The organism is Terriglobia bacterium (assembly GCA_020072565.1).
Lineage (GTDB): Bacteria > Acidobacteriota > UBA6911 > UBA6911 > UBA6911 > JAFNAG01.
This window is the reverse complement of record JAIQGI010000020.1, coordinates 32277-48545: the sequence shown is the minus strand read 5'-3', so window position 1 is coordinate 48545 and position 16269 is coordinate 32277. Positions and strand designations below refer to the sequence as shown.

The window sequence follows — 16269 nt, the reverse complement described above, 5'->3', positions numbered from 1 at the left end:
CAAGAAGCTGCTGATTGAATGATCAGGTAGAACCTGGACAGATCTGTGTTGATATTGCCGGCAAGGTTCTCCAGTCAACAAAGTCTACGTCCAGCCACAGTTTCCCGTAGGAATTCTCCCTTAGAAAGCTGTCTGTGGACTTGGCAGCATACAGAACTTTGTCTTTTATGGAATCGAGTGTGAAAGGCCGGGTTTGTACGTCTGTGAAGTTGAACAGGGCAACGAGCGTCTTCTGGCCTCCGAGTGTGTCCGATGCCAGCGGGACCTGTTGCGTCGGTTGCAAAAGCGCATGTGCTGCCGTCGCCTCCGGGGACTCGACGGGTTCGAAATGTTCAACGACCAGTTTCTGTTTCTGCAAGGAACCGGAAACACGAACCTGCCGGCCAAGCCCGGCGCGTGCCAACTCGACCGGCGCGCGCTCCAGCTCCAGCAATTCGCCGCCGGCTGTATTGAGAAGCAGAACCCGCTTGTGTTTCCACACGCCGGCAGCTTCGTCGAACTGGTCGACTTCGGCAGCTTGAATGCGGCCGTTAAACGTTATGGATCGTGACTGCGGGGTCACTCCTGCGATCACCGGTTTGAAAAGAAAGCCGACAGCGAAGATCAGAATACAACTGATATGGTGAGGCCTCATATTGACTCCCCTGGCGGCGCATGTGTGGTCCACTATTCATCGAGGAACTCACACTCCCCACCGCAGATGAAGTCCGGTATCGTAGTTCGTCCGAATTACGACCGCTGGTGATCCGGCCGCATGATTCTGATTCAATCTGCTCTGACGAACCTGAAGGTAATTTCAATTTAAATGGTAACGCAAGTCGTTTCCTCGATGCAACCTAAAGATCACCGTTCGCTTTTCCCTTGTGTCACAAAAGAGAAAGAGATAGGTTGCTATTATAGCCCCCGGCGGGAACTCCCGGCTTCTGAACCGCAAGGGGACAGTTCGTATCTAATGGTTTGGATATCCAAGAAACCGGCAAACCATATTGTCCTTCGCTGATAAGCGATGCCGGCTGGCAGTGCAAACAGCAGCCGGCCGGTCGAATACCTTGGGAGGGATCCAATGCGACCACGAATCAGCGGGATTCTTGCTTTCTGTCTTGTCACTGCCGCACTCCCTTCGGCCTACGGCGCGAGTCAGAAGGTGGTGATCGCCGAGATCTTTACAGGAATATCTTGAACGTATTGTCCCAGCGCGGAGCGCGGGCTGGAACAACTGAAGCAGGAGAAGCCGGAGGCTTTGGCGGTGATCGCCTACCACGAAGACTCCTTCGACAGCGGCGGAGCCTTCACCACTCGATCCCAGTACTATGGAGCCGGCGCTGGTACCCCCCGTGTTTTGTTTGACGGCACCATCGAGAGGCGCGGGGGACTTCCATCCGGCAGCATGTACAGCCAATATGTTTACCCCTATGATCAGGCAGCTGCCGTGTCTCCAACCGTGGATTTCTCGTTGTCTCTGGAGTCTGCCAACCAGGTGCGCGTGGAAATCGCCAACACTTCGTCCCAGAGGCTGAGCGGCGTTCTTCATGTGGCTTTGGTCGAACGCCACCGCTTTTACCGATGGATGGACATGGATATCGTGGATTTCGTCTGCCGCGCCATGCTGCCGAATGCCGCCGGGCAGACTATGACGCTGGACCCGGGCGCAAATGCCGCCTCCACCCAACAGTTTTCCGTGCAGCCTGACTGGAATTACTGTTCGATCGTCGTTTTTTTCCAGGCCACTGATAAGCGAATTCTGCAAGGTGCGATGTTGCCCTTGGAGAGTACGATCCCGACCATCAAGATGTCGGGAGGACCTGCAACAGGCGCCATGTGGCTGAGGAATTCTGCGCATTCCATTGCATGGTCGTCCGATCGTCCCCTGGGAGCTGTTCAAGTGGAGTACTCCGACAACGGTGGACAGAGTTGGAAGGCAATCCAGACCGCTTCCTCCGGGACAGGTCAATACAGCTGGACGGTACCCCAGATCAATTCCTCCCAATGCCTGCTGGCAGTTAGCGACCCTTACGGCGGAACACGAGCTGTTTCCGGCCTGTTTGCAATCGGGTACAAAGGCGATTTCAATGCGGACGGGGTGATCAACGAAGTTGATCGCAGGCTTTTGACCGAGTATCTGCTCGAGAACAAAGCGTTTCTCCTGCCGGGTGCCGACCTGAACGAAGATGGAGTCGTTGATATTCTGGATCTGGTCTATTTCGAAACCCTTCTGCCCAAGACAGGTGCCGCCGTTCAGATAAAAAAACTCAGGCGCTGATGCGCCCATCGACGCGATGGGCCTTCCTCTGAGTCGAGGCACGCGTCCCTTCTTCTTGAAAGGGGGAGATCACGATGTCAGCGGTAAGATTCCTGCTTGGAATGTGGTTCTGCCTTGCGTCGGGTCTTGTCGTATGCGCACAGAACGCTTTCACCGGCGCGGCTGCGATCACCTTGCAGTTCAAACCTGCGAACCCGTCGATGGCGGACAGCCAGCTCGAAGTGCGAGCCTTCGCAGACCTGAGTTCGGTAACGGCATCTGGCGGCGACAATCCCATCTTGACCGGATTCTCTATTCCGGTAGGATTCGATTCGTCCCGCGTCCTCCTGCTTTCGGTAAGCTCCGGACAAGCCCCCGGCTATTCGGATGCCGGATTTGCATATACGGACGTAGCGGTCGCCAACGCCAGAGGCTTCGTCACCCTGATGAACACCCGGAGCGGCACCGAAAATCCGGGCATGCAGGTCGAGCTGGCACGCCTGGTTTTTCAACTCACGAGACCCGGCAGCGCATCATTCCTGGCCGGCTCGGCGCGCACGATTCATCCGGGCGCGTTGATAGGTGTGCCTACGACGGCCGGCGCCCCAACCCAACGGATTCCCTGGGTTGATCACTCGTACTCCCTGTCGATCGGGTCATCCACAACCGTCCCGAGTCTTTTCTGTCCCTCCTGGTTTTCCATGCCGGGCACTTTCCAGGGCGTGGCCTTCCTGAATGAAGGGAAAGAGACGGCCACCATCCAGGTGTTCGGTTGGGACCGCCACGGCGCCCTGGCTCAGTTGTCCTCTGCCGTCAATCCCTCACCGCCTGTTGTTCTGGCACCTATGCGTCAGGAGGCGAAGGTAACGGAGGAGATATTCAACAGCCCGGCCGCCATGGGCGTGGAGCACGGATGGATTGAGGTGCGGTCAAGCCAGCCGGACATCAGCGGTTTCTTCCTCCAGGGCATGACCTCCGCGACGGGAGTTGAGGCAATGGACGGAGCCGATATGGTCTACGCTCCAGCTTCATGGATTGTCTTTCCTATGGTCGGCAGCGATTCCTCAAACAGTCGTGGCGGCTCACGGCACTGCGGTCCAGGAGATCAGCCAGACCAGCGGGTATGTGGAGGTTAATGCCGCCGACGGGCAGTTGCTGGGCTTTGAGAGATTCGGCACCGGCAAGGCGCTGGCTGCTCTGAATGGTCAGGATGGATCGATGGTTCCCAATCGATTGTCCGGCCCTCAATTTGCCAGCGGATACCTGGGGAGTAATCTGCGAATCAACACCCAGATCGCCCTGGTCAATCCCTCCAGCCAGACCAGCCGGGTCATCTTGCGGTTGTTGAACGAACAGGGACAGGAGATGGCTGCGCCAGTAGTTCGATCCATGGCTGCCAAATCGCAGCTTTCCAGTCCGGGATGGGAGCTGTTTGGTCTGGCGAATCCGCTGACGACATCACAGGTGTTCGTCGGCACGCTGTCGGTGGCAAGTGACCAGGGGGTGATAGGAGCAATGACCTTCGGGGACCCGGTCGCCGGCACCTACCTGGCGGCGTTACCCCTGATGTCCACGTCGGCTGCCAAACGTGAAATCTTTTTCGGTCACGTGGCCGTGGGCCGTATCGGAGACGTGGATTACTTCACCGGACTGGCGTTGGTGAACACGAGCACAATCGCCACGGCGAACATTCAGCTCGAGCTGTACGATAAGGAAGGCAAACTGGTCGCGGGCACGCAAACGCCATATGCACTGGGCCCGAACAGCAGAACGGCCCAACTGGTCCAGCAGCTGATTCCCGAATTCAAAGGCAGCCAATCCGGGGGCTTCATTCGGCTGGTCTCGGACGTTGAAGTGTACGCGTACATGCTTTTCGGAGACACGTCCTACAACTTTCTCTCCGCGGTGCCGATACGTTGAGCCCACCAGGCCCGGCACGCGTTTCCATGCGGCGAAGGCCTGGTTTTTTCGCCAGGGCGGTCGTTCAAGAAGAAACGAAAGGCCGCCGGGAGCAGGAGGGTAGCGATGAAATGGACGGCTGGATTGGCAGCGGGACTGCTATTATTGACAACTGCTCGGGCGGGAATCCTTCCTGGTTTTTCCTTGCAGGACCTCAACGGGTCACAGTTCAACACCCGCGACCACGTCGGCAAGGAAGTCATGGTGATCAGCTTCTGGGCGACCTGGTGTGTCCCCTGCAAGCAGCTGCTGACCAAACTGGACAAAATCAAAAAGGAGCACCCTGCCATCCGGATCATCGCCATCTCGACGGATGATTCCAGCACCATGGTCGGCGTCAGGCCCTATATTGCGGGGAAAAAGTTCGACTTCACGGTTCTGCTGGATATCGACGGCAAAGTCATCCAGATGTTCGATCCCGAGAAGAAGGTGCCCTTCACATTGGTGGTCGACAAGGCCGGCAGCATCGTCTACTCCCGCACGGGTTATCTTCCGGGCGACGAAAAGGAAATACAGAAAATCATAGAGGGCTTGAACCGATGAAATGGGGCGTGGTTCCATGGACGGTGATGCTCTTCTGCCTGAGTGGAAATGCCCAGGAGAATAAGCCCACTTTTCTGTTCACCAACGATTTTACTTATCAAAGGAACGCGCTCGCCACCGGGCCCAATCAGTTTTACAACTCATCCTCATTATTTGTGAAGTGGGCTAACTGGGCAACCGGCTTGACTCTGCGCGGCCACAATTTCTACAAGCAGTCATCCGACTGGACGTTACCGAAGGCTCAGTACGACGTGTTCCGGAAGTACGCACAGTACGCGACGGACAGCTTTGAAATCCAGGCCGGCGATTTCCACTCCGTGCTTGGCCGCGGGTTGGTTCTGTCGGTGTTGCAGAACGAAAAGGCATTCCGCGACCGGACGGTCCTCGGCGGCGATTTTCATTACCATGCGCGCGGCTGGGATTTTCGAACGCTCGGCGGGAGTGTCGAGGACGAGTTGGAGCAGCAGAAATGGCAGGTTGCGGGAGGCGAGGCCGTTCGTGATTACTACAAGGGCAACCGCATCGGTGTCCACGCCAGCTTTATCCACGACTCGAACACGTTTCAGCAGCTGGGCGACCGGCTGGCCTGGTCCGTCAGCTGGAGCGCAGACAAATTTCCGGGAGGCTTCAGCTACTATGCGGAAATCAGCCGGCTGAATTTTCGGGACCCGTTCCTGATGGACGGTTCCGGGTACTACGCCAACCTGGGCTGGACGCGCAACAACGTCTCCCTTCTCTTCGAATACAAGAAGTACAAGAATTTCAGCAACGAGCTCAACAATCCTCCGTCGGCGGATCGAGGAGACGAGGCGAGCGATCTGAACGATTCGGAGACCTTCCGGCTGTATTCTCAGTATTCATTCTTCAATCCCGACATCATCCCGTTTGTAAGCATAGGCCGGGTCCAGGAAGCCGGCGTGGTTGGCCCTCAGGTGTACGCGGGCTTGAACGCCACGGAGCTCTGGGGAAAACTGGATGGTTCCTTCAGCTACGGTCTCAAGGATGTCTTCTACCCTGTGAAGATCACCGAAGGGCATATCCTGTACCGGCTCACCGATGCAGTTGCCGTCGATTTGTCATCGCGCGACAAGCGATATACTCAACGCTACTATCAATTCAACGAGACCGACTATTTTTCGCAGGTCTCATGGGCTCCCCACGGAGCGGTCTTTTTTCAAAAACAATATTCCCGGCAGCCGATTGACGGCCGGAATCACTTTCACAGCGGCGGATTCCGAATCAACCTGAAGAGGGATTCCTACTTCGAATTCTCCACGGGCGCCATGCGCGGCGGAGAGGTGTGCTCCTCGGGACAGTGCATTTTTCTGCCTCCGTTCCGCGGGTGGAAGGTCGGCCTTTTCACAATGTTCCGATAGCACAAACGGAACGGTGTGCTTGTGGAACTCCTCACCTCGCTGTTCTAGAAATACTGTTGAAAGACGAGAGGCACGAGGTAGTTTTCACGCGTGTGAAGTGCGCCGGACGAGTTGATCGACCAGGGCGATTATTTCCCGAATCATGAAGGGCCGCTTCAGAATACCCGCCCATGAGAACTCGCCTATTAGGGGATCGCCCACCTCCACGGCGCCGCCGAGGATTACGATCGGGATAGCTTCGCGCACCAGGGCAAACAGTCGTGCCCGCGTGATCTCCTGGCCGCTCAAGTCGAGAATTATGATCTGAGGCTTCCGTGACAGCCGGCGAGGGAGCTCGACAAGCGCCTCATCCAAAGTCAGATACCCGACTGCGTCAAACCCATGTTCGATCAATTCGGCCCGAAGGATGGCTCGAGGCCACTGCTCAGTCGATATGATCCACACCAGAGATCCCCGTGAAGCTCTGTCATCCATATCAGGCCCCTGAATATGATATCTCAGTCCTATCACTGGGATTAAAGACTTTAACCCGGATCATTCATGAATCAATCAGGCTAAGACGCGAGGAATCTGGAATTGCCGTCCAGATGCTTTGCCGTGAGTGTTTGAGTCTGCGCTGAATGCTCGCTGCCGGAGGAATGGAACCCTTTGCGCTTCAGGATCGTATTAAGTGCTATGGAAAAACCGTGGAACCAAAGAGTCGAGTATCATCAGGGAATCCGGATTGACAAGATCCCGGTCGACGGCATTCCGGGACTGATCTTCGTTTTCGCCACAGTGTTCATGTTTGCAGCCGCCATTCCCGCAGTGCTCGAATTCCTGCTGATAACCGGCATCCTCGGGGTCATCGGGGCTGGGGCCCTTTACTACTGGCATAACCAGACGCGCTGGTGAGAAAGCTGCAGCTTCCTGTACGGTTGAACAACGTTGATTGTCGGGAGCGGGCCTTCGTCGGTCAGCAGGAGTTCGACCGGGTTCCGAAGGAGAAGAAACCTGCGACGTTTTCGCGCAGGATCTGGGGAAAGTTCTTATCCAGGTAGGAGCGAATGGAAACGTAACACTCGTCGCAGGTGTTGTGCTGGGTGAATTCACTTACCATGCGAGCCTGTTCCAGGAGTCGGTAACGCTTGAATTGCATCGAGCAGGGCTGCAGCGAGCCATCGCTGGTTACTACCAGAAAACGCAATCCGGCCTTGCAGCCGGGGGCTCTGCCGTTCTCGAAGTAGCGCCTGGTCGCATCGATGGTGCTTTCGGAATTGGCCACCCAGCGGGTATCGCCCATCCGCGCTTTTATCAAGTCCAGTTCCTGTTTCAGAATCGCCAATTGCTCCGGGGCATTGAGGAAGTAGTCGCGGCAACCGGTGCGCCGCGGAGAATAGGCGCTGAAGCTGACGTTGACTCCCCACTCGCGCGCTTTATCGGCAACAGCGTTGATCTCCCAGACATTCTCGCTGGTAATGCAGTTGTTCAATACGATATCGTCGTGGCCGAGCGCAGCCAGGGTGGGAATGATCTCGTTCAAGCGCCGGTACAAGCCTTTAAGTTGGCGGAACCGGTCGTGGCGCTCATCCGGAAAATCGAGACTGACGGAGAACTGATCAATGCCGGCATTTCTCAGCGCCAGATAGCGCTCTTTCGTCATGAGCGACCAGTTCGAAACCAGGATGGTATAGGGAAGCCCTGACGGTCTCTTGATGTTGCGCACGATCTCAATCAGATCAGCGCGCAGGAGGGGTTCGCCCCCCGAAACCTGTACTACGCTGGGGCGCAACACATCCATGTAGCGGCGATAATCCCTCGGTTTCAAGTTTTGCGAATCGTCTCTGGGGCCGCCGTGGTCACAATGCTTGCAAAAGCAAGTGCATGAATCAGTTACCTCGAATGAGACCACGATCGGGCGCTCGGCGATCCAGTTCAGCGATCCGCGTGCGATGATTCTGAGCGATTCGGTAAAGGGGACTTTGTGCATCCTGACAACCTCTGGATCCTGCTGGAGCCGCAAATCTAAACGAACGCGCCGGTTATGCTATCAGAAGCCGCCTCCTGATTGCAAGACCGCAGACAACGCCACCCGCGACTCAGACGCTGCGGGCAAAAGGCAGCCACGAAAGACACTAAGAACACGAATGCGCCTGCCCGGTATTTCTTCGGCCCGTGGGTGCGTGCCAAACCCACGGCCTCTGACCGTGCGACCCTGGCATGCTCAGCCGTTACGGCGATCCGTGGATTGCTACTAGCCCCGAAGGGGCGGCTGCAGTTTACAGCCCAGGCCGCAAGGCCTGGGATTGGACCGGAGTTCAAGGATGAGCCCCGACAGGGCGACACAGAAAAAGCGGGTGAGCTGCATCGCCCCTACAGGGCTCCTTTTTGCGATCGCCTCGACCCGGGGCTTGCGCCCCGGGCTGTTGGCTGCGGTCGCCCCTGCGGGGCTGGGTGAAGATGCTGCGGTCGCCCCTGCGGGGCTGGGTGAAGATGCTGGGGTCGCCTCTGCGGGGCTGGGTGAAGATGCTGGGGTCGCCTCTGCGGGGCTGGGTGAAGATGCTGGGGTCGCCCCCTTGCGGGGCTGGGTGAAGATGCCGGGGGCGCGGGGCTGGGTGAAGGTGCGTGCAACTGGTGAGGAGACGATTGGCTAGGGATGCGATGATTTATAATCTGAACGGCCCCAATGGGGCCTTCTGATATGTGACTCGCCCCGCTTTGCGGGGCAAGCCAAAGCCACGCCTTCGGAGCGTGGTCGCCTACTCCCTGGCGGGCAAGAATCGCAGATGTTCTGCGGTTTCTGCGAACTTAGCGAGCTCTCCGTTGAGTCTTTTATCAGGTGCGGCCACACCTGCCTTTACAGGGAACCCTGCTGCAGGATCTCCCCGCGCAGACCGACGACCAAGAAGTGGATCGGCACTTTGCGGCCGGCTTGTTCCACAGCCCGGCGAGCGAGATGCAGGAGCCCGGCGCAGCAGGGAACCTGCATGATCATCACTGTGAGGCTCTTCACCTCTGCAACATCGACGAGGCTTGTGAGCTTCTCGAGATAGATCTCCTGCCCGTTGTCCAACTTCGGGCATGCGATGGCGAGGGTTTTGCCTTTCAAGTGATCTTCATGGAAGCCTCCCAGCGCAAAGGCTACACAATCTGCTGCCAGCAGCAGGTCGGATCCGTGAAAGTGAGATGCCTGCGGGGAAATGAGGTGGAGCTGTATGGGCCAGTGTGTGAGCCGGGATGGCTGCAATCCTGTCTGGCGCGGATCGCCTCCCTCGTTGCGAGTACCGAAGCTCACAACCTGCGAGCCCGGGCAGCCGCCGGGTTTACGCGCCGCAGGGGTCGGCTTGCTGCCCGCATTACCCGGGCTCGCGATCAGGCCTTGTTCACGCAGATATTCAAGCGCCTGCTGCAGAAACGCCATCTCGTTGTGCTCCCTGAGGTGCTTGAGGTGGGCGTCGATCACTGCCCGACCCTGCCTGGCGATGCCTGCGATCACCTGGCGCTCGTCATAGGGAACGGCCTCGCGCTCCTCGATCGTGATGGCACCCTCGGGACAATGTCCCAGGCAGGCGCCCAAACCATCGCAGAAGAGGTCGCTGATCAGCCGGGCCTTCCCGTTGATAATCTGCAGCGCCCCTTCGGGACAGCCGGGAAGGCAAAGCCCGCATCCGTTACATTTTTCTTCGTCAATTCTGATGATTTTCCGCTTCATGATGGTACTCCTGTTTCAGGATCCGGTCTGATGGTACTCAGGGGACGTGCAAGAATCCTTGATTCAGGTCAAGAATTTTTGTGAAGCCCCAAAAGTCCGAGACTTTAAGAAAGGCCGCATTTCTCGAAGAATTTGGGCCTTTGAGTCCTGGTTGTGTCTTTTGCCTTCTGGGCACCGCCTTGCTTCCGCTCATAGGCGGTGATATCTTGGCGCCGCTTTGCTTGTCGCACTTTCTTCTGGAGGCATTCCCATGAAATCACGATTCCTGTGTCGAAACCTCCTTCTGTTCCTACTCCTGGCTGCTGTGGCCGGACTGCTTCCCGGGCAGGAAGGGGCAAAGAAGCCGGATCCGCTACTCAGTGAAGACAACCTCATGGCGGTCATGCACTCGATCTCGAGCCTCACGCTTTTTGATTATGTGAAGGAGTTGAGTTCGGAGAAGTATGACGGGAGATTGACCGGGACTCCCGGTTTCAACAAAGCGGCGCAGTGGGCTGCGGACCTGTTCAAGCGCTGGAACATCAAGCCCGGCGGCGACAAGGGCACTTATACGCAAAACTTTCCGAATCCCTACACGCTGGTGTTGCCCGGCGACGAGATCAGCCTGCAGATCAGTCTGGAAAATGGAGATGTGGTACGAAAACCTTACGTCTTTGAGAACGACTTTTTCCCGGGATCGACGTCCGACTCCGGCACTGTCACGGCTGAGGTGGTGTATGTGGGTTACGGCATCACTGCGCCCGAACTGAACTATGACGAATACAAGGGAGTCGACACGAAAGGGAAGTTTGTCCTGGTCGAGCCGGAGGTGCCCATCTCTCCGGATAGGGAAGCGGACGAGTTCAAACGCTGGCGGCCTTACTCGTTTCACGACTACAAGGTTAAGAATGCCAAGGCTCATGGCGCGGCGGGAATGGTCTATAACTATCATATAGCCAATCCCAACTGCGTGTTCGTCAAGGACTTCCTTTTGACCTACGTCAGTCCTGGGGTCGTAAATGACATTTTCGCCGGCACCGGCAAGAAGCATGATGCTCTCGTGGAACGTATTCGTTCGGCAAAGGAAACGGTATCGTTTGCGACTGGAAAGACGGTCACCATCAAGAACACAACGGAGTATCACCCGGAGGGAATCGGGGCCAATGTGATCGGCTTCCTGGAAGGGAAGGACCCGGTGCTGAAGAACGAGGCGATCATCATCGGGGGCCACCTCGACGGCTTGGGCCGAAATCCTGAGCTCATGCCTGGTGCTAACGACAATGCTTCTGCTGTGGCTGTGACGCTTGGGATCGCCGAGGCGCTTGCGCGATCCGGGATTCCGCTCAAGCGGTCGGTGGTCTTTCTCCTGTTCGGTGCGGAAGAGCAGGGTGTAAGAGGCTCGGAATACTACCTGGCGCACCCGTTCATTGCCAACGACAAGATCAAAGGGTTCATCAATCTGGAAACCGTCGGCCGGGGCGAACGCATCAGCGGAGGAGGCGGCAAGAACTATCCGCAACTGTGGGAGTTCATTGATCGCAACAACCGCAAGTATATCCACCGTCCAGTGAACGCGGGTTTCACGGCCAATCTTGCGCGACCGCGCCAGGATGCCGCCCACTTCATGTGGGCCAACATCCCGACACTTTCCTTCGGCACCTCGGGCGGGGCCCGGTTGCCGTTTGCCACCTACCATACCACGCACGACTCGATCGACATCATAACGCCGGATATCATGGTCGACCTGGCGCGCCTGATCTTCCTGGCCGCTGTCGAAATGGCCAACAATTAGACTCAACCGGACGATGGAGGGACATCCCTGATCTCCGGCCTCAGCGTGCAAGAGCCGTATCAGCACCGGCGATCCGGAATGCCCCACTTTTGCCAATCGGCGTCAAACCCTTCTGAACCAAGCTCCTAAAACCCGTTGCAGCGCTCTAATTTGCGGTTGCCAGGCTGCCGATAAGCATCGCGTAGTATCGCCATTCCGAAGCCGTTGTGTATCCGATATGAGGTGCATATGATAAAGGCTGGGCTGATACAGAACGCTCGTTTGCTCCTGGTGTCCGTCCTTTTGGGATCTGTGGTGCCGGTCCGGGCGAGCTTTGCTCTGAGTGGGAGCCTCCCCGCCGATGAACTCCTCAGATATTCCCATGATGCCTGGCAGATCGAGGATGGCCTGCCCCAAAACTCGGTGCACGCTCTTCTCCAGAGTCGCGACGGTTATATCTGGCTGGGCACGCAGGAAGGGCTTGTCCGCTTCGACGGCGTCCGTTTTGAAGTGTTCAACAAAAAGAACACACCTCAGATTACCAGGAACCACATTCAGGCGATGATCGAAGGTAAGGACGGCGGGCTGTGGCTTGCCACCGTCGGCGGGGGAGTTGTTCGGATGCTGAACGGGAAGTTCACTGTCTATACGACCCGTGACGGGCTGATGAACGATGACGTCCATGCCTTGTATGAAGATAGAGCAGGCCATCTGTGGGTCGGCAGTTTTGGCGGCGGATTGGTCGAACTGCAGGGGGGGAAAGCGATAAAGTACGGCACGAATAAACTCTCCGACGGCTTCGTCCTTGCCATCTGTGAAACACGCGACGGCAGCATTTGGGTGGGAACCAACAAAGGACTTAATCGGATCCAGGACGGGCGCGTTCGGGTCTATACCTCCCAGGACGGACTCTCGGACAGTACCGTGAAGACCCTCCTGGAAGATCACGCCGGCAAACTGTGGATCGGCACAAATATGGGCCTGAATTGCCTGACCGGCGATAGGATCTCCACCTACACGATGGGCAACGGGCTAACGCATAATTCGATTTCCTCTCTCTACGAGGATGGTGAGGGAAGCCTGTGGATCGGTACTGAAGGAGGAGGGGTCAACCGGTTTAGAGATGGGAAATTTTCCAGCTTCACCACCCGGGAAGGGCTGACCAGCGATTTTATCCTCTCGATCTGCCGCGACCGGGAAGGGAGCCTGTGGCTCGGGACTTACGGCGGCGGATTGAATCGAGTCAGAAAGGGAAAGTTCACCAGCATTACCACGCTCGAGGGATTGTCGAGTGATTTTGTCCGGACGATCTTCGAGGACACGGCGGGAGACATCTGGGCGGGAACCAACGGAGCCGGGCTGACACGTTTCAGCCCGAACAAAGCGCCACGAGTCTACACTATGCGCGACGGGCTTGCCAGCAACGTTGTCTTTTCGCTTTTCGAAGATCGAAACCGCGACCTTTGGGTCGGAACCGGCAGCGGATTGAGCCGCCTTCGGGGCAGCAGCATCCAGAACTACACCGTCAGTCAAGGGCTCTCGCAGGAATCGGTGCGGGCGATCTATGAAGACAGCAGGGGGAATCTCTGGATCGGCACGAGAGGGGGCGGACTCAATCTCTTGAAAGACGGACGCTTCACCGTGTACACGACCGACGACGGGCTGTCCGACAACGCAGTCCGGTGCATTTACGAAGACCGAAATCGGAACCTCTGGATCGGCACAAGCAGCGGCCTCAATCTCTTCAAGGATGGGAAATTTACCGCCTACAGGCTCCACGACGGCAACGACGCCATTTACACCATTCACGAAGACAGCGAAGGCACGCTCTGGCTTGGTACCTACGGCGGAGGCCTGCTCCGATTCAAGAACCGCGAGTTCTTCCGCTACACTTCGAAGGAAGGCCTCTACGACGACGTCATTTTTCAGATTCTCGAGGATGAGAAGGCAAACCTCTGGATGAGCTGCAACCGCGGAGTCTTCAGTAACAGCATGAGAGACCTGAATGGACTTGCAGAGGGAAGGATCGCGCGTATTGAGTCGGTTGCCTACGATACCTCCGATGGCATGGGAAGCAGCGAATGCAACGGGAGTTCGCAGCCTGCCGGCTGGAGAACGCGCAACGGCATGCTCATGTTTCCCACCATCAAAGGCATCGCAGTCGTCAATCCCAAGGAGATGAGAGCCAACGTTCTGCCTCCTCCCGTAATCATTGAAACCGTGATGGTCGACCGCCGGCCCGTTGAATCGACGGGCGACATCAGCTTGCCGCCCGGACGGAAAGAACTTGAGTTCCACTATACCGGGCTGAGCTTCCTGTCTCCCCAGAAGGTTCAGTTCAAGTACCAACTCGAGGGCTTCGACAACGATTGGATCGATGCGGGTACCCGGCGTGTCGCCTATTATACGAACATCCCCCCGGGGCGGTATCGGTTCCGGGCCATGGCCTGCAACGACGATGGCGTCTGGAACGACGCGGGCGCTTCCATGAGCATCTATCTGGCGCCGTTTTTTTATCAGACGCACTGGTTTCAGGCGCTCCTTCTCCTGGTGCTCGTGGGATGCGGTAGCGGGATTTACCGCCTGCGCGTGAGAAGCCTGCGAAACCGGGAGCAGGAGCTCGTTCTCCTGGTCAATGAGAGAACGGGCAAACTGCAGCATGAGATCGCGGAACGCAAGCGGGCCGAAGTTGAGGCACAGACAGCCAAGGAGGCGGCCGAAGCTGCGAGCCGGGCCAAGAGCGACTTTCTCGCCAACATGAGCCACGAGATCCGGACACCCATGAATGGCATCATGGGGATGACGGAGCTGGCCCTGGACACCGAATTGTCATCTGAGCAGCGGGAGTATCTCAGCACGGTGAAGGCATCAGCCGACTCGCTGCTGACCATCCTCAACGACATCCTGGATTTTTCCAAGATTGAAGCCGGAAAGCTCAATCTCGACAACGCCGATTTCAATCTGCGATCCTGCATCGAGGATACCATGAAGGCCCTCGCCTTGCGCGCCCACCAGAAAGGGCTCGAATTGACCTGCCACATTCCCCACAAGATCCCGGAAGCGCTCATCGGCGATCCTTTCCGCCTGAGGCAGATCATCGTCAATCTCGTCGGCAATGCGATCAAGTTCACCCACCGGGGCGAGGTGGCACTGGAGGTGGACTGCGCGTCATCTCCCGAACAAGCCGATGGGACCGCCGGCCCGGTATGCCTGCAGTTTGCAGTGCGGGATACCGGCATCGGCATCCCCCCCGAAAAGCAGCGTTCGATTTTCGAGGCGTTCAGTCAGGCGGATGGCTCAACCACCCGCAACTTCGGGGGCACGGGTCTCGGGCTCACCATCTCCAGCAAACTGGCTGAAATGATGGGCGGACGCATCTGGGTAGAAAGTGAGTTGGGGCGCGGCAGCGTCTTCCGTTTCACTGCGTGTTTCGGCCTGGGAGAGTCCGCAATCGACCATGCTGTTCCGCATCTTCTCGCCGACCTGCCTGCGCTCATAGTGGATGACAACGAGACCAACAGGTTCATCCTGCGGGAAATCCTGAGTTCGTGGCGGATGCATCCGAGCGTCGTCGATCGCGGTCGCGCGGCGTTGCATGTTCTTTCAAAGGCGGCGAGCGAGGGCACGCCGTTTCCCGTTGTTCTACTCGATTCGCAGATGCCAGAAATGGACGGCTTTGCGGTTGCGGCCGCGATCAAACGCGATCCCAAGCTGGCAGGAGCGCTGATCATGATGCTGACCTCGTCAGAGCAGCCGGAAGACATCGCCCGCTGCCGCCAATTGGGCATTTCCGCCTATCTGGTCAAGCCCATCAAACGGGCCGAACTGCTTGAATCCATGATGGCAGCCCTCGGTAAAGACCGGAAAGCTGCTGCAGACTTCCAAATAGCGGAAACCAGGCCGGATACAGCCAGAGCGGGGCTGCATATCCTGGTGGTGGAAGACAACGCCGTCAATCGGAGGGTGGCGGTGCGCATGCTGGAGAGTTGCGGGCACAGGGCGACTGTGGTCGCCGACGGATGTGAGGCAGTGGCGGTTGCTGTGGACGGATCGTTTGATCTGATCCTGATGGACGTGCAGATGCCCGTGATGAACGGGTTTGAGGCTGCAGGACACATCCGCGCACGCGAGCGCCAGCGCGGCTCCCGCCATGTCCCGATTGTGGCGATGACCGCGCATGCCATGAAGGGTGACAGGGAAAGATGCGTCGCAGCCGGCATGGACGACTACATTGCCAAACCGCTCAAGAAAGGCGATCTGATGGCGACAATTGAGAGAACGCTCCGCATTTTTGCAGAAGCGTCGAACGAAAGAACCGCAATCCCAACCTTCGATGCCAACACGGTTCTGAGCGAGATGGACGGTGACCCGGCCCTGCTGGCTGAGATTGTCGACCTGTTTCTGCAGGATTGCCCGGCACGTCTCAACGAGATAGAAGATGCCGTCCGCCGCAACGATCCATGTGCTCTCGCAGCTGCGGCTCACAATTTGAAGGGTTCCGCCGGCAACTTCGGCGCACGCCCAACGGTGGCCTTACTCGAAGAGCTCGAAAACATGGGGCGCACAGGCGACATGAGCCGAGCCGGAGCGATTCTGGAATCCCTGAAGCGCGAGACGCGATCCTTGACAGCTGTGCTGACAGGACTGGCCCAGGAAGTGCCAACCCACGGTAACCGTTGAACGAATCAGACCGCCTGGACCTCGAAGATCA

Annotated in this window: 13 protein-coding genes; 9 read left to right on the top strand and 4 right to left on the bottom strand. The window is 57.5% G+C overall.

The window, feature by feature from the left end:
• Window positions 1-22 precede the first annotated feature (22 nt).
• Window positions 23-634 carry a hypothetical protein gene (locus LAP85_13920; GenBank protein MBZ5497494.1) on the bottom strand — a complete coding sequence of 204 codons (612 nt, stop codon included), beginning with the start codon at window positions 632-634 and terminating at the stop codon, window positions 23-25.
• Between the two features lie 612 nt (window positions 635-1246).
• Between LAP85_13920 and LAP85_13915 the strand changes: the two genes are divergently transcribed.
• The 5 genes from LAP85_13915 (at window position 1247) to LAP85_13895 (ending at window position 6117) form a co-directional block, all read left to right on the top strand.
• A complete protein-coding gene (locus LAP85_13915) occupies window positions 1247-2260 on the top strand; it encodes a dockerin type I repeat-containing protein (protein ID MBZ5497493.1) in 1014 nt (337 codons plus the stop codon).
• Between the two features lie 74 nt (window positions 2261-2334).
• Entirely contained in the window at window positions 2335-3375 is a 1041-nt protein-coding gene (locus LAP85_13910) for a hypothetical protein (GenBank protein MBZ5497492.1), read from the top strand.
• Window positions 3314-4159: a hypothetical protein gene (locus LAP85_13905; GenBank protein MBZ5497491.1), complete on the top strand. Its 846-nt coding sequence runs from the start codon at window positions 3314-3316 to the stop codon at window positions 4157-4159. The genes LAP85_13910 and LAP85_13905 overlap by 62 nt, the downstream gene beginning before the upstream one ends.
• A gap of 105 nt (window positions 4160-4264) precedes the next feature.
• Window positions 4265-4741: a TlpA family protein disulfide reductase gene (locus tag LAP85_13900; protein MBZ5497490.1), complete on the top strand. Its 477-nt coding sequence runs from the start codon at window positions 4265-4267 to the stop codon at window positions 4739-4741.
• Window positions 4738-6117, top strand: a complete 1380-nt coding sequence (locus tag LAP85_13895) for a DUF6029 family protein (GenBank protein ID MBZ5497489.1) — start codon at window positions 4738-4740, stop codon at window positions 6115-6117. Before LAP85_13900 ends, LAP85_13895 begins: the two co-directional genes overlap by 4 nt.
• A gap of 84 nt (window positions 6118-6201) precedes the next feature.
• Here LAP85_13895 and LAP85_13890 read toward each other — a convergent pair whose 3' ends face one another.
• Window positions 6202-6591 carry a hypothetical protein gene (locus LAP85_13890; GenBank protein ID MBZ5497488.1) on the bottom strand — a complete coding sequence of 130 codons (390 nt, stop codon included), beginning with the start codon at window positions 6589-6591 and terminating at the stop codon, window positions 6202-6204.
• Between the two features lie 201 nt (window positions 6592-6792).
• On the opposite strand from LAP85_13890, the gene LAP85_13885 reads away from it, so the two are divergent.
• Complete coding sequence (locus LAP85_13885) at window positions 6793-7011, top strand: hypothetical protein (GenBank protein MBZ5497487.1); 219 nt, start codon at window positions 6793-6795, stop codon at window positions 7009-7011.
• Window positions 7012-7072: 61 nt separating this feature from the next.
• Here the strand turns inward: LAP85_13885 and LAP85_13880 are convergent, their stop codons facing one another.
• Complete coding sequence (locus LAP85_13880) at window positions 7073-8086, bottom strand: radical SAM protein (protein ID MBZ5497486.1); 1014 nt, start codon at window positions 8084-8086, stop codon at window positions 7073-7075.
• A gap of 334 nt (window positions 8087-8420) precedes the next feature.
• On the opposite strand from LAP85_13880, the gene LAP85_13875 reads away from it, so the two are divergent.
• Entirely contained in the window at window positions 8421-8750 is a 330-nt protein-coding gene (locus tag LAP85_13875) for a hypothetical protein (protein ID MBZ5497485.1), read from the top strand.
• A 203-nt stretch (window positions 8751-8953) separates the two neighbouring features.
• On the opposite strand, the gene LAP85_13870 is transcribed toward LAP85_13875, so the two are convergent.
• A complete protein-coding gene (locus tag LAP85_13870; protein ID MBZ5497484.1) occupies window positions 8954-9808 on the bottom strand; it encodes a 4Fe-4S binding protein in 855 nt (284 codons plus the stop codon).
• A gap of 250 nt (window positions 9809-10058) precedes the next feature.
• Between LAP85_13870 and LAP85_13865 the strand changes: the two genes are divergently transcribed.
• Both LAP85_13865 and LAP85_13860 read left to right on the top strand, forming a co-directional pair.
• The gene (locus tag LAP85_13865) at window positions 10059-11579 is read left to right on the top strand and encodes a M20/M25/M40 family metallo-hydrolase (GenBank protein MBZ5497483.1); all 1521 of its coding nucleotides are present in this window, start codon (window positions 10059-10061) and stop codon (window positions 11577-11579) included.
• Between the two features lie 228 nt (window positions 11580-11807).
• On the top strand, window positions 11808-16238 hold the full coding sequence (locus LAP85_13860) for a response regulator (GenBank protein ID MBZ5497482.1): 4431 nt from the start codon (window positions 11808-11810) through the stop codon (window positions 16236-16238).
• The last annotated feature ends 31 nt before the right edge of the window (window positions 16239-16269 follow it).

Bases quoted from the DNA above. Each gene is read 5' to 3' on its own strand.
- LAP85_13910 (MBZ5497492.1), top strand. From the start codon at position 2,335: ATGTCAGCGGTAAGATTCCTGCTTGGAATGTGGTTCTGCCTTGCGTCG.
- LAP85_13895 (MBZ5497489.1), top strand. From the start codon at position 4,738: ATGAAATGGGGCGTGGTTCCATGGACGGTGATGCTCTTCTGCCTGAGT.
- LAP85_13880 (MBZ5497486.1), bottom strand. From the start codon at position 8,086: ATGCACAAAGTCCCCTTTACCGAATCGCTCAGAATCATCGCACGCGGA.
- LAP85_13865 (MBZ5497483.1), top strand. From the start codon at position 10,059: ATGAAATCACGATTCCTGTGTCGAAACCTCCTTCTGTTCCTACTCCTG.
- LAP85_13900 (MBZ5497490.1), top strand. From the start codon at position 4,265: ATGAAATGGACGGCTGGATTGGCAGCGGGACTGCTATTATTGACAACT.
- LAP85_13885 (MBZ5497487.1), top strand. From the start codon at position 6,793: ATGGAAAAACCGTGGAACCAAAGAGTCGAGTATCATCAGGGAATCCGG.
- LAP85_13875 (MBZ5497485.1), top strand. From the start codon at position 8,421: ATGAGCCCCGACAGGGCGACACAGAAAAAGCGGGTGAGCTGCATCGCC.
- LAP85_13860 (MBZ5497482.1), top strand. From the start codon at position 11,808: ATGATAAAGGCTGGGCTGATACAGAACGCTCGTTTGCTCCTGGTGTCC.
- LAP85_13890 (MBZ5497488.1), bottom strand. From the start codon at position 6,591: ATGGATGACAGAGCTTCACGGGGATCTCTGGTGTGGATCATATCGACT.
- LAP85_13920 (MBZ5497494.1), bottom strand. From the start codon at position 634: ATGAGGCCTCACCATATCAGTTGTATTCTGATCTTCGCTGTCGGCTTT.
- LAP85_13870 (MBZ5497484.1), bottom strand. From the start codon at position 9,808: ATGAAGCGGAAAATCATCAGAATTGACGAAGAAAAATGTAACGGATGC.